Origin of the sequence: Pseudarthrobacter sp. NPDC058119 (genome assembly GCF_042884655.1) — a bacterium.
Lineage (GTDB): Bacteria > Actinomycetota > Actinomycetes > Actinomycetales > Micrococcaceae > Arthrobacter.
This window is the reverse complement of sequence record NZ_JBHVTN010000011.1, coordinates 75702-89013: the sequence shown is the minus strand read 5'-3', so window position 1 is coordinate 89013 and position 13312 is coordinate 75702. Positions and strand designations below refer to the sequence as shown.

At 66.8% G+C, this 13312-nt stretch carries 11 protein-coding genes, 1 tRNA gene and 1 pseudogene; 10 read left to right on the top strand and 3 right to left on the bottom strand.

Going from position 1 to position 13312, the window contains the following annotated elements; all coding sequences use genetic code 11:
* Positions 1 to 28: 28 nt before the first annotated feature.
* Together ACFVTD_RS19805 and ACFVTD_RS19800 are read right to left on the bottom strand one after the other, a co-directional pair.
* Entirely contained in the window at positions 29 to 742 is a 714-nt protein-coding gene (locus ACFVTD_RS19805; RefSeq protein WP_387566452.1) for a response regulator, read from the bottom strand.
* A complete protein-coding gene (locus tag ACFVTD_RS19800; protein WP_387566449.1) occupies positions 739 to 2373 on the bottom strand; it encodes an ATP-binding protein in 1635 nt (544 codons plus the stop codon). Before ACFVTD_RS19800 ends, ACFVTD_RS19805 begins: the two co-directional genes overlap by 4 nt.
* A 156-nt stretch (positions 2374 to 2529) precedes the next feature.
* On the opposite strand from ACFVTD_RS19800, the gene ACFVTD_RS19795 reads away from it, so the two are divergent.
* From ACFVTD_RS19795 to ACFVTD_RS19750, 10 genes and pseudogenes are all read left to right on the top strand, one after another.
* Positions 2530 to 3873, top strand: coding sequence for a cation:dicarboxylate symporter family transporter (locus tag ACFVTD_RS19795; RefSeq protein ID WP_387566446.1), 1344 nt, complete (start codon positions 2530 to 2532; stop codon positions 3871 to 3873).
* A 232-nt stretch (positions 3874 to 4105) separates the two neighbouring features.
* Positions 4106 to 5005, top strand: coding sequence for a ParA family protein (locus ACFVTD_RS19790; protein ID WP_056331794.1), 900 nt, complete (start codon positions 4106 to 4108; stop codon positions 5003 to 5005).
* A gap of 7 nt (positions 5006 to 5012) precedes the next feature.
* A complete protein-coding gene (locus ACFVTD_RS19785) occupies positions 5013 to 5828 on the top strand; it encodes a segregation and condensation protein A (RefSeq protein WP_387566442.1) in 816 nt (271 codons plus the stop codon).
* Positions 5829 to 5887: 59 nt separating this feature from the next.
* Positions 5888 to 6496, top strand: coding sequence for an SMC-Scp complex subunit ScpB (locus tag ACFVTD_RS19780; RefSeq protein ID WP_387566498.1), 609 nt, complete (start codon positions 5888 to 5890; stop codon positions 6494 to 6496).
* A gap of 128 nt (positions 6497 to 6624) precedes the next feature.
* Complete coding sequence (locus ACFVTD_RS19775; protein ID WP_387566439.1) at positions 6625 to 7836, top strand: pseudouridine synthase; 1212 nt, start codon at positions 6625 to 6627, stop codon at positions 7834 to 7836.
* Between the two features lie 3 nt (positions 7837 to 7839).
* A complete protein-coding gene (locus ACFVTD_RS19770) occupies positions 7840 to 8949 on the top strand; it encodes a prephenate dehydrogenase (RefSeq protein WP_387566436.1) in 1110 nt (369 codons plus the stop codon).
* Complete coding sequence (cmk, locus tag ACFVTD_RS19765) at positions 8949 to 9662, top strand: (d)CMP kinase (RefSeq protein ID WP_387566433.1); 714 nt, start codon at positions 8949 to 8951, stop codon at positions 9660 to 9662. Before ACFVTD_RS19770 ends, cmk begins: the two co-directional genes overlap by 1 nt.
* Positions 9663 to 9693: 31 nt before the next feature.
* Positions 9694 to 10372, top strand: a pseudogene (locus ACFVTD_RS19760) (lysophospholipid acyltransferase family protein).
* Positions 10373 to 10382: 10 nt separating this feature from the next.
* Complete coding sequence (gene der / locus ACFVTD_RS19755) at positions 10383 to 11930, top strand: ribosome biogenesis GTPase Der (protein ID WP_141160902.1); 1548 nt, start codon at positions 10383 to 10385, stop codon at positions 11928 to 11930.
* Positions 11931 to 12066: 136 nt separating this feature from the next.
* Positions 12067 to 12143, top strand: a tRNA-Pro gene (locus tag ACFVTD_RS19750).
* A gap of 154 nt (positions 12144 to 12297) precedes the next feature.
* Here ACFVTD_RS19750 and ACFVTD_RS19745 read toward each other — a convergent pair.
* On the bottom strand, positions 12298 to 13312 hold a 1015-nt coding region (locus ACFVTD_RS19745; protein ID WP_387566429.1), incomplete at its 5' end, for a polysaccharide deacetylase family protein.

Here is a 13312-nt window from a genome sequence, read left to right as displayed (position 1 = left end):
CGGCCGGGAAATCCAGCCAGGGAATGGGTCAGCGGGCGTTCCAGCGGTACTCGTTTTCCGGCCGTCCCGGAGTCCCGTAGCGGGCGGTCCGGGAAACGGTGCCGGCGTCGGCCAGGTACTCCAGGTAGCGCCGCGCCGTCACGCGGGACATGCCGAGCGAATCCATGACCTCGGTGGCGGACACTGGGTCGGGCTGCCCCCGGAGGAACTCCTGGACTGAGCCGAGGGTTGAGGTGGAAAGGCCTTTCGGGAGCGGGAGCTCCGACGGCGCCCGGAGGCTGGCGAACGCTTGGTCCACCTCGCTTTGCGAGGCGCCGCCCTTGCCGGGACCGTTGCCCGGATCCGCCAGTTGCTGCCGGAATTGGCGGTAGTTCTCCAGCTTGTCGGAGAAAGTGGCGAATGTGAACGGCTTGATGAGGTACTGGACCACGCCGATGGCAACGGCGCTGCGGACAATGGCCAGCTCACGCACGGCGGTGATGGCGATGATGTCCGCCAGGATCCCGGCCGACCGCATCCGCCGGGCGATGTCCAGGCCATGAAGGTCGGGCAGGTTCATGTCCAGCAGGACAAGTTCCACCGGCGTGTCCGCAGCAACGAATTCGTTCAGGAGCCGCAGTGCGGACTGGCCGTCCGGTGCGGTCCCCGCCAGCTCGAAACCTTCCAGCCGCCCCACGTAGGCGGCGTGGGCCGCCGAAGCGATGGCCTCGTCTTCGACGACCAGGACCCGGATGCTGCTCACTGTCTGTGCTCCTTCTCCGCGGACACCGCCGCAGGCAGGAAAACTTCGAACTTGGCGCCGCGCCGGCCGTTAATGGCCAGCGTACCGCCCAAACGCTGCACCGCCTGCCGGACCAGTGCCAGGCCGATGCCGCGGCCGCCCGATCCGGCAGGCTTGGTGCTGAATCCGTGCCGGAGGATTTTTTCCGAGTCTCCGGGATCGATGGGGGCCCCGGAATCGTTCACGGCGATGTCCAGCCCCTCGTCGTCCGCCTCCAGCGTCAGCACCACGCGGCGTGGGGGCGGCGCGTCCGCGGCCGCGTCGATGGCGTTGTCCAGCAGGTTTCCCAGGATCGTCACCAGGTCCTGCACGGCCACCCCGGGTGCCGCGCCGGAGCCGAGGGTGGAAACGTCCAGCTGGACGCCCCGCTCGTGGGCCTCGGCCACCTTGCCCATCACCAGGGCGCCCACCACCGGTTCATCAATCGAGCTCACCATGTCGTCCGTCAGCTGCTGGCTCAAGGCCAGGTCCTGGGTGGCAAAATCGAGGGCTTCCCCGGTACGGCCAAGCTCCAGGAGCGAGACCATGGTGTGCAGCCGGTTGGCGTGTTCGTGGGTCTGGGCCCGCAGCGCGTCGGACAGGGTACGCATGGTCTGCAGTTCGTTGCCGAGCGCCTCGATCTCCGTCCGGTCCCTGAGGGTGGCCACCGTTCCGTAGACGGGAACCTTCCCGCGCGCCGCGGGGGATTCCGGGCCCTTGGCCGGCCCCTGGTTGACCACCAGCACGCGGGAACCGGTAAGAACCATCTCGTCCTTGGTGGTGCGCCCGGATTCGAACAGGGTCCGCAGTTCGCTGTCCAGCGGGAGGTCCGCCAGCGACGGGGGCCGGGTGGGGTCGTTGCTGCCCGTGTCGGCCAGGCCAAGGAGCTCGGCAGCCTGGTCGTTGTACATCACCACGCGCTTCCTGGCATCGATGAGGATCAGGCCCTCGCGGACCGAGTGCAGGACTGATTCGTAGTAGGTGAACAGCTGCGCCAGCTGCTCCGGTCCCCAGCCGCGCGTCACCCGGCGGAGGTACCTGCCCAGCAGCCAGGACGCAAGGGACCCGCCCACCAGCAAGGCGATGCCGACGGCGAGCAGGACCGGCAGGCGGCCGGTGAAGGCAACGTCGACGCTGCGGACAGTCACCCCGGCTGCCACCAGGGCCTTGACCGTTCCCGCCGCGTCCTTGACCGGAACAATCGTCCGGACCGAAGGGCCAAGCGTGCCGGCGGTGACTTCGGTGAATGGCCGGCCCTGCAAGGCAACGTCGATTGAACCAATGTACGGGCGGCCCAGCTCCTCGTCCCGGGGGTGCGTCCAGCGGGTCCGGTCCGGAGCCATGATGGTGATGAAATCGATGTGGGCGGCGCTGGTGACGTCTTTGGCATAAGGCTGCAGGAGGGCGGACGGGTCGGGCGTGGCCGCGGCCTGGAGAACCAGGGGATTTGCCGCGATGGAGGCGGCCACCCCTTCCATGCGCCGGCCGGCTTCGTCATATGTCCGGTCCCGCGCATCCACGTAGGCCGCAGTTCCCACGATGGCGATGAAGGATATGACGATCAGCAGGTTCGCCAGGAAGAGCCGGCGGGCGATACTCCAGCGGTGGATCATGCTGCCTCCATCTGAACCCGGGGTGCTGCGACCAATATGAACGCAACGGTGAGCTGGATCACGGGGTGCCCAATGATGGATATCACATTGCACGGACGTGTTGAGCCCAGAGACTGCGCCGCAGCGTCTATCAGAATATCCACAAGGAGACACATCATGGCTTCTCAACGAGGAGAGTCGCTCGAGACCGCGACGCCGCGGCGCAAGGGACTGGACAAGTCCCACTACCTCTACATTGCCGTCATCGCCGCCGTCGTCCTCGGCGCGGTGGTGGGCCTGCTCTTCCCGGAGGTCGGCAAGTCGCTCAAACCCCTCGGTGACGGCTTCGTCAAGCTCATCAAGATGATGATCGCGCCGGTCATCTTCTGCACCATCGTCCTGGGCATCGGCTCCATCGCCAAGGCGGCCACCGTCGGCAAGGTGGGCGGCCTCGCCCTGGGCTACTTCATCATCATGTCCACGTTCGCACTGGCCATCGGCCTGGTGGTGGGCAACCTGATCCACCCGGGTGAAGGCCTGAAGCTGACGCCCTACGATCCCAACAAGAAGGCCGCCACGGACAGCACCGTGGACTTCCTGCTGGGCATCATTCCCAGCGACATTCCGGTACTGCCCACCCTGCTGGCCGCGATCCTGGTTGGCTTCGCCCTGCAGAAGATGGGCGCCCAGGGCACCCCGATCCTCAAGGCCATCGGCCACGCCCAGGCCCTCGTCTTCCGCATCCTGATCATGATCATGTGGCTCGCCCCGGTTGGCGCCTTCGGCGCCATCGCCGCCGTCGTCGGTGCCACCGGCGTCCAGGCCATCGTGAGCATGTTCACCCTGATGATCGCCTTCTACATCACCTGCGCACTGTTTATCGTGGTCATCCTGGGCGGCCTGCTGCAGGTGGTGGCCGGCGTGAACATCTTCAAGCTGATGAAGTACCTGGCCCGCGAATACCTCATCATCTTCTCCACCTCATCCTCCGAAGCGGCACTGCCCCGCCTGATCGCCAAGATGGAACACCTCGGCGTCTCCAAGCCGGTCGTGGGCGTCACCGTTCCCACGGGCTACTCCTTCAACCTGGACGGCACCGCCATCTACCTGACCATGGCGTCCCTGTTCGTGGCCAACGCCATGGGCACCCCGCTGGACCTCGGCGCCCAGATCTCCCTGCTGGTCTTCATGATCATCGCCTCCAAGGGTGCCGCAGGCGTCACCGGCGCCGGCCTGGCCACCCTCGCAGCCGGCCTGCAGGCACACCGTCCCGAACTGCTCGGGGGAGTGGGCATCATCGTCGGCATCGACCGTTTCATGTCAGAGGCCCGCGCGCTGACCAACTTCACCGGCAATGCCGTGGCCACCGTCCTGGTGGGCACCTGGGTCAAGGAGATCGACGGCGGCCAGGTCGCCCGCGTCCTCTCCGGCGAAGTTCCGTTCGACGAGCAGACCATGATCGCCGGCCACGGCGAGATGGCACCCAAGGAAGAAGGCGCACGGGAAGCCGCCAAGGCCTAGCCCCAGCCGCCCACGCGACGCGAAACCGCCCCCGCAGCCACGCTGCGGGGGCGGTTTTCCGTTTCCTCCGAAACCCAACCTTCGACCTCAGCTAGAGGGTCAAGGCTCAACATCCGCGGAAAGTCAAGTTCCGTCGAATACCGTGTCGGGCGCTGTAACCTAGGGAGCAGAACGAACGGCGCTGGTACGCCAGCGGCAGGAAATCACCGTCATCGAAAGTGTGGACAGATACGTGAGCAGCGAACAGGGTTCGGCAACTCTGGAAGGCACGGAATTCGACCTGGAAAACGCGGTGATGGGCCCCACGGGACGCCCATACCGCGAGTTCCCGGAACCTGCGCCGCTGCCCTCCCACGGTCCGGCCCGCGTCATCGCCATGGTCAACCAGAAGGGCGGCGTCGGGAAGACTACCTCCACCATCAACCTGGCCGCCGCGCTCGCCGAGTACGGCCGGCGGGTCCTGCTGGTGGACTTCGACCCGCAGGGTGCGCTGTCCGCAGGCCTCGGCGTCAACCCGCACGAGCTTGACCTCACCGTGTACAACGTCCTCATGGACCGCAAGGTGGATATCCGCGACGCCATCCACCAGACCGGCGTCGAAAACGTCGACCTGCTGCCGGCCAACATCGACCTTTCCGCGGCAGAAGTGCAGCTGGTCAATGAGGTGGCGCGCGAACAGGTCCTGGACCGTGCCCTGAAGAAGGTCGAAGACGACTACGACGTTGTCCTTATCGACTGCCAGCCGTCCCTGGGCCTCCTGACCGTTAACGCCCTCACAGCGGCCCACGGCGTCATCATTCCACTCATCTGTGAGTTCTTCGCCCTGCGTGCCGTGGCCCTCCTGGTGGAAACGATCGACAAGGTGCAGGACCGGCTGAACCCGCGGCTGCAGGTGGACGGCGTGCTGGCCACCATGTACGACGCCCGGACCCTGCACAGCCGCGAAGTGATCACCCGGCTGGTGGAGGCGTTCGGTGACAAGGTCTTCGAGACCGTGATCAAGCGCTCCATCAAATTTGCCGATGCCACCGTGGCAGCCGAGCCCATCACCAGCTATGCCGGAAACCACGTGGGTGCCGACGCCTACCGCCGGCTCGCCAAGGAGCTGATCTCCCGCGGCGGCGCACCCTAACTTCGCCGTGGCCGAATCCAAGCCCGGCTTCGAGGTGCGGCTGGCCAACTTCACGGGTCCGTTCGATCTCCTCCTGGGACTGATTGCCAAGCACCAGCTGGACATCACCGAGGTAGCCATCGCCACGGTTACTGACGAGTTCATCAAGTACATCCGCAAGCTGCAGCAGCTCGGTGAAGAATGGGCCCTGGACGAGGCAAGCGAGTTCCTGGTGATAGCCGCTACCCTCCTCGACCTCAAGGCGGCCCGGCTTCTCCCGGCCGGTGAAGTCGACGACGACGAGGACATCGCCCTGCTGGAGGCGCGGGACCTGCTCTTTGCCCGGTTGCTCCAGTACAAGGCCTTCAAGCAAGTGGCGGGAATCCTGGGCGAAACCCTGGACCAGGAAGGGCGCCGCTTTCCACGCCAGGTGGCTCTCGAAGGGCATTTTGCGGCCATGCTTCCCGAACTCGTCTGGAAGCACACCCCCCACCAGTTCGCTGCCCTGGCCGAGGCGGCGCTGCGGCCCAAGGCGCCTGCGCAGCCGCCGCAAGTGGCGCTCGGCCACCTCCACGGCAGCAACGTCAGCGTCAAGGAACAGGCCGAAGTGCTGGGCCGCAGGCTTCGGGAGGAATCGCCGCTGACCTTCCGGTCCCTGATTGCCGATGCCGGCTCCACCCTGGTGGTGGTGGCCCGGTTCCTGGCCCTCCTGGAACTGTTCCGGGACCGGGCCGTCTCATTCGACCAACTGTCCCCGCTGGCGGACCTCGCCGTCCACTGGACGGCCGACCGCCCGGACTGGTCGGCGGAAAACCTGAGCGAAGAATTCGAGGAGCAACTGTGAACCCGTCGCCGGATACGCAGCATCAGGACGACACCGGCTACGGGCCGGACTTCGCCCACCTGCCCGGCGGGGCAAAGGCTGCCCTGGAAGCGGTCCTCATGGTTCTGGACGAGCCCGCCACCGAGGAGGAGCTGGCCGCCGGGGTAGGGCTGACGGTCAACGCGGTCCGCTCCCTGCTGGCCGAACTGGAGCGCGAGTATAACGGCTATACTGTTAAAGCCCCGGAGGTGGAGAGTGCCAGCAGCGCTGGTATCGGATCCAGTCCCCGGGGTTTTGAATTGCGGAACATCGCCGGTGGCTGGCGCATCTACTCCCGCGCGGAATTTGCCGACATTGTGGGCAAGTACGTGCTCGAGGGGCAGACTGCCAGGCTTACCCAGGCGGCGTTGGAAACACTGGCAGTCATCGCGTACCGCCAGCCCGTTTCCCGGGCGCGCGTGTCTGCAATTCGCGGAGTCAATGTTGACTCTGTCGTACGGACGCTGGCCCAGCGCGGGCTGATCGAGGACGCGGGAACGGATCCCGAGTCCGGCGCAATCCTCTACCGGACTACCTCGTATTTCCTCGAACGGATGGGGATCAGTTCAGTGGGGGACCTGCCCCAACTGTCGCCGCACCTTCCGGGGCTCGACGGGATCGCAGAGTTCTACGACGCCGAGACGATGTAGGCAGGACAACCCCTGCCTGCACCAGTCCATCCAGCAAGGGTTATTTATCAGGGCAGACGAAGTCTGCGCGGCTGGCTAAGGTTGTCTTTGGACATCTCAGCCGGCCAAAACATATTGAAGGACGGGTCATGACACAGGCGGGACGCCAGGGTTCACCACGTAACGGTTCGGGACGCAGCGGAAACGAACGCAACAGTTCGCAGCGCAACCCGGCACAGGGCGGCAGCTTCAGCGGGGGCTCCCGCGCCGGGGGAGCGGGCAAGCGTGCCTCAGGATTCGGCGCCGACCGCCCGCACCGCGCGCCCAAGCCGCGCGAAGAGCGCTTCATCGATCCCGACCTTGCAGGGGACCAGCAGGGCCGCGGAGCCGAAGCTGCCCGGGGTGCCAAGCCGTCCTCACGCAAGCCCGCTGCCCGCAAGCCCGGCGCCAAGAAGGCCCCCGGCACGCCCGGTGCCCCCAAGCCCAAGCCGCGTACCGGCGCTCCCGGTGCAGCCGCGTCGCGCGCCTTCGGCAGCGAACGCTTCGGCCAGAACCTGGGTCCGGTCCGCAAGCCTGCCCGGAAGAAAGGCCCCCGGGGCAGCGTTCCCCAGTCCGAACTCCATGATGCCGACGGCGTGCGCCTCCAGAAGGTCATGGCCTCAGCAGGTGTTGCGTCCCGGCGCGTCTGCGAGGAGATGATCGCCGAGGGCCGGGTCGAAGTCGACGGCCAGGTGGTAACCGAACTCGGTGTCCGCGTAGACCCCAAGACTGCCGTCATCCACGTTGACGGACTGCGGATCCAACTGGACGAAAACCTGGTCTACATGGTGTTCAACAAACCCAAGGGCGTGGTGTCCACCATGGAGGACCCCGAAGGCCGGCCCTGCATCAGCGACTTCCTGAAGAACAACAAGAACACCGGCGAACGCCTCTTCCACGTTGGCCGGCTCGACGTCGCCACCGAGGGCCTGCTGCTGCTGACCAACGACGGCGAACTCGCCAACCGGCTGACCCACCCTTCCTACGAGGTACCCAAGACCTACCTGGTACAGGTCCGCGGACCGTTCCCGCAGGGCGTCGGCGCGCAGCTGAAGGCGGGCGTCGAACTGGAAGACGGCTTCGCTTCGGTCGACTCCTTCCGCCTGGTGGACTCCACGCCCGGCCACGTGCTGATCGAGGTGGTGCTCCACTCCGGCAAGAACAGGATTGTCCGCCGGCTCTTCGATGCTGTTGGCTTCCCGGTCCAGCGGCTGGTCCGCGTCAAGGTGGGCCCCATCGGGCTCGGCGACCAGCGCCAGGGCAGCATCCGCAACCTGGGCAAGCAGGAAGTCGGCCACCTGCTGGCATCCGTAGGGCTCTGAGGCATGTCCGCGTTCAAAAGCCAGGGCCGCGGCCACCTGGATGGTCCGGTGGTGGTCATTGGTACCGGACTGCTGGGAACCAGCATTGGGCTGGGCCTGCGGGGGCGCGGGGTGCCCGTGTTCCTTTCGGACCCGTCGCCCACCAACCAGGCGGTGGCCGTGGACATCGGTGCCGGCCGCCCGCTCCCGGAACTGGGCGGCGCGTCGCCGCAGCTGGTAGTGGTGGCCGCTCCGCCGGATGTCACGGCCGGCGTCGTCCTTGCCGCGCTGTCCGACTACCCGGATGCCGTGGTTGTCGATATCGCCAGCGTTAAGGCGGAGATCCTGGCCCGGCTGCGGGAATCCGGCGTCGACCTGTCCCGCTACGTCGGGACGCACCCCATGGCAGGACGCGAAAAGTCCGGCCCTGTAGCTGCACGCGGCGAGCTCTTCACCTCCATGCCGTGGGTGCTGTGCCCCTCGGAGGAAACCTCCGGCCACGCGCTGCAGGTGGCCCGCTCGCTCGCCTCCGACCTTGGGGCCGTCGTCTCGCAGTTCACCGCCGACGAGCACGATGAAGCGGTGGCCCTGGTCTCGCACCTGCCCCAGGTCATGTCATCGCTGCTCGCCAGCCGGCTGCAGGGGACTCCGCTGCACGCACTGTCCCTGGCGGGCAACGGCCTGCGCGACGTCACCAGGATCGCAGCAAGCGACCCCACCCTGTGGGTCCAGATCCTGGGCGGCAACGCGGCCAAGGTGGTGGAGATCCTCTACGGTGTCCGGGACGACCTGAACCGGCTGATCGGCACGTTGGAGAACCCCGCCGCGCCCGGAGCCAGGCTGGACCTCGCCCAGCTCATCAGCGAGGGAAACGCCGGACAGGCGCGGATCCCCGGGAAACACGGCGGACCCCCTCAGGCCTACGCGTGGCTCACCGTCCTGGTGGACGACAAGCCCGGCCAGATCGCCCAGCTGCTGACCGAGATCGGCGAGATCGGCGTCAACCTGGAGGACATGCGGCTGGACCACTCGTCGGGCCAAAACGTAGGTATGGTTGAAATCTCCGTGTTGCCGAACAAGCACGACCACCTGATCGAAGCCCTTAACGACCGCGGATGGCGGGTACTTCAGTAATGACACAGGAACTCCTCGAATCCATGCGCGCCCTGCGTATCGGCCGCCCGCTGGTGGTGGCCATCGACGGGCCGTCCGGCTCCGGAAAGTCCAGCGTGAGCAAGGAAGTTGCCCGCAGGCTCCGGCTGGCCTACCTGGACACTGGTGCCATGTACCGGGCCCTGACCTGGTACTGCGTCACCGAAGGCATCGATCTCGAAGACGGTGCTGCTGTGGAGCAGGCCTCCCGGGACTTTGTCCTTGAACTGAGCACCAGCCCCCTGGAGGAGTATGTCCGGGTGGATAGCGTGGACGTCACGGACGCCATCCGGGAGCCGGCCATCTCGGCCGCCGTCAGCGCCGTCGCCACCACCCTCGGCGCCCGGACCGAACTGATCCGGCGGCAGCGGGACCTGATCGAAAAACACCACCGCCGGATGGTGGTGGAAGGCAGGGACATCACCACCGTCGTCGCGCCCGGTGCCGAGGTGCGCATGCTTCTTACCGCAAGCGAAGAAGCCCGGCTGCGCCGGCGCGGCCTCCAACTGGGCGGGACGCAGGACGCCGAGCAGCTGGCTGCCCAAGTCACGCACCGGGACGCCAAGGACTCCACCGTAGTGAACTTCACCCAGGCCGCCTCCGGCGTGGTGACGCTGGATTCCTCGGACCTGGACTTCGAACAGACCGTGGATGCTGCCCTCGTGATTGTCACCAAGGTCCTCAACCGTGACTGACGCCGGCACCGGCCTGCCGTCCGGGCTGACCATGGCATGGAGCCGACCGGTGGGATGGATCCTCGACCACCTGGTCTACCGGACCACCGTGACCGGCAGGACCAACGTGCCCACGGGCGGCCCGGTGATCTTCGCAGGCAACCACATCAGCTTCCTGGACGGGCCGGTGATGTTCGGCGCCGCGCCGCGGCCCATGCACATCCTCGTGAAGCAGGAGATGTTCAAGGGCTTGCTCGGCCGGGTGCTCACCGCGTCCGGGCAGCTGCCCGTGGACCGCCGCGGCGACCGTGCAGCGCTGCAGCGCTGCAAAGACGTGCTCGACGCCGGGCGCTGCGTTGGGATTCTTCCGGAAGGGACGCGGGGGAGCGGCGCAGCCGCGGACATTAACGGCGGAGTGGCGTGGCTGGCGCTGAACTCCGGGGCGCCCGTGGTGCCGGTAGCCATCCTGGGCACCCGTCAGGGCGATGAGCACCTGAACTTTGTTCCACGGCCCGGGCGCCGCTTCCACGTCAGCTTCGGAGCGGCCCTTACCCTGGCCCGCCGCGCCGGCGAAACCGGCCGTGCTTCAATGGACAGGGCCGCGCAGGACATCCGTGCAGCGCTGGCAGGGCACGTCCAGGACACCATTCAACTCAGCGGGCAGCCCTTGCCATCCGCTGGCCACCAAGACTTGACAGCAGTAGCCGGGGACGCCGGCAGATGACCACTAAGGACAGTGCAATGAGCGACACCACCCAGGCTACCGGGCACTCCGGCGCCGACGACGAGTACACCCCCACCGGCACCGACCAGGTTGCCGAACGCTTGGCAGCGATTGGTGACGACGAAGCGGAGCTTCGTGCCGCCTCGCTCCGCGCGGGCCTGGAGGACTACGAGCTTGACGAGGACGACGCCGCCCTGCTGAGCGGCGAGTACGGCGATGAGGACCTCGAAGGCCCCCTCAAGCTGGACCCCGTACTGGCCATCATCGGCCGTCCCAACGTGGGCAAGTCCACCCTGGTGAACCGCATCCTGGGCCGCCGCGAAGCAGTGGTTGAGGATACCCCCGGCGTTACCCGCGACCGCGTGATGTACTCCGCGAACTGGAACGGCCGCAACTTCACCCTGGTGGACACCGGAGGGTGGGAACATGACGCCCGCGGCATCCACGCCCGGGTTGCGGAGCAGGCCGAGATGGCAGTTGAACTTGCCGACGCCGTCCTATTCGTGGTGGACTCCGCCGTGGGCGCCACAGCCACGGATGAAGGCGTCATGAAGATGCTGCGCCGCAGCAAGAAGCCGGTCATCATGGTGGCCAACAAAGTGGACGACTTTGCCCAGGAAGCCGACAGCGCAGCACTCTGGGGCCTTGGCTTCGGCGAGCCCTACCCGGTGTCAGCCCTGCACGGACGCGGCGTGGCCGACCTCCTGGACCACGTCATGGATGTCCTGCCCGAGTTCTCCACCGTTGAAGGCGTGGAACGCTCCGGCGGTCCGCGGCGCATCGCACTGATTGGCCGCCCGAACGTGGGCAAGTCCTCGCTGCTGAACAAACTGGCAGGATCCGAGCGCGTGGTGGTGGACAACACTGCCGGCACCACCCGCGACCCCGTGGACGAATTCATCGAGCTCGGTGGCCGCACCTGGCGCTTCGTGGACACCGCCGGCATCCGCCGCCGCCAGCACATGGCGCAGGGCGCGGACTACTACGCCTCCCTCCGGACGCAGGCCGCGCTCGAGAAGGCGGAGGTCGCCGTCGTGCTCCTTGCCGTCGATGAGGTCCTCAGCGAACAGGACGTCCGCATCCTCCAGCTGGCCATCGAATCCGGCCGCGCCCTGGTCCTGGCCTTCAACAAGTGGGACCTGCTGGACGACGAACGCCGCCGCTACCTGGAACGCGAAATCGAACAGGACCTGGCGCACGTCGACTGGGCGCCGCGGGTCAACATCTCCGCAAAGACGGGCTGGCACAAGGACCGCCTGGTCCCGGCCCTGGACCTGGCCCTGGAGAACTGGGACCGGCGCATTCCCACCGGGCGCCTCAACGCTTTCCTGGGTGAGCTCGTCGCCGCACACCCGCACCCGGTCCGCGGCGGCAAGCAGCCCCGCATCCTCTTCGGCACCCAGGCCTCCAGCCGTCCGCCGAAGTTCGTGCTGTTCACCACCGGGTTCCTGGATCCCGGGTACCGCCGCTTCATCACGCGGCGCCTGCGCGAGACCTTCGGATTCGAGGGCACGCCCATCGAGGTGAGCATGCGCGTCCGCGAGAAGCGTGGCCGGAAGCGTTAATTGCGACACACCTTGGGGCTGATCACCGGAAAGTGTCACAGGCACCCCTCCGGATCGTGTAAGCTCTTCTAGGTGGTTCGGCCGGACTGCTGATAAAAACCTTCGGGTTGATTTCAGCGGAGAACGGCGGAACCAGCGGGCTGTAGCGCAGCTTGGTAGCGCACTTGACTGGGGGTCAAGGGGTCGCAGGTTCAAATCCTGTCAGCCCGACCAAAAAGCGGAAAGCGCCGGAGAATTTCTCCGGCGCTTTCCGCTTTTTTGGGTTCCTGGCCATTCCTTGCCGCGCGCACCTTCATTTGGACAACTCACCCCGGAGGTGATTTGTCCGGTTGGGGGTGTCCTGGGCGGTACCGGGCCCCGGGGACAGTCAGCCGAGGGCGGCGTCGATGGTGACGAAGCCGTAGCCCGCCGCCCAGAGTTGGGAGATCACCTGCGGGAGCGCCGCAGCATCGAGCGTTGAGCTGTCGTCGGGGTTCGAGCCGAGGTGCATCAGGACGATTTCCCCGGGCTGCGCGGAGGCCATGACGCGTTGGACGACGAAGCCGGGGCCACGCGTTCCATTCATGGTGCCCTGCCAGCCCAGGGTGTCAACGGTCCACCGGATTGCCGCGTAGCCGGCGGCGTTGACGTCTGCGATCGTTCGGGAATTGCGGGCGCCGAACGGGAAGCGGAAGAACGGGAGCGGGTCGCCCCCTGCGGCCTCGATGGCCCTCTGCGCGCCGCTGATTTCGGCCGCGATCTGGGCATCGGTCAGGGTGGTGAAGTCAGGGTGGGTCATGGAGTGGTTGCCGATCCTGTGTCCCGCGTTGTAGATCAGCGCCGGGTCGGAGGGGAACTGGCCGACCCATTCCCCGGTGAGGAAGAACGTGCCCGGCACGCCGTTCGCTGCCAGGGTGGCGAGGATCGATCGAAGGCCTGCGTCGTTCGCGCCGGCGTCGAAGGTGAGCGCGACAACCTTCTGCGTGGCCGGAAGGCGCTCAAGGTCCATGCCCAGGAGCGCCGCGGGGATATTGGCGTTGATGACCTCAATCCTGCCGCTGGCCTCATGCCACAGGATTGAACCGTGCTGGAAATCGCTCCGGCGCCCGCCTGTTATGCCGTACTCGTCGCTGATCGGGTAGCCGAGCCTGCTGTGTTCCCAACCGAGGGCAGCCCACTGGGCCCGGATGGCTCCATGCACCTCGCGGGCTCCGGTGGCGGGGCTCCAGTAAATCGAGCCCCCGGCGAAGTGATTGAACCTGCCAACGCCGTCAGGGGTTCCTGTCTCGTCCGTGAGGGGGAAGCCCAGGAAGCCGGCTGGGCCGCCGAGTTCGGCGTAGTGTCCGCCGATTGAGCCGTGTATTTCGTGGGCTCCGGTGGCGGGGCTCCAGTAGATGGACCCG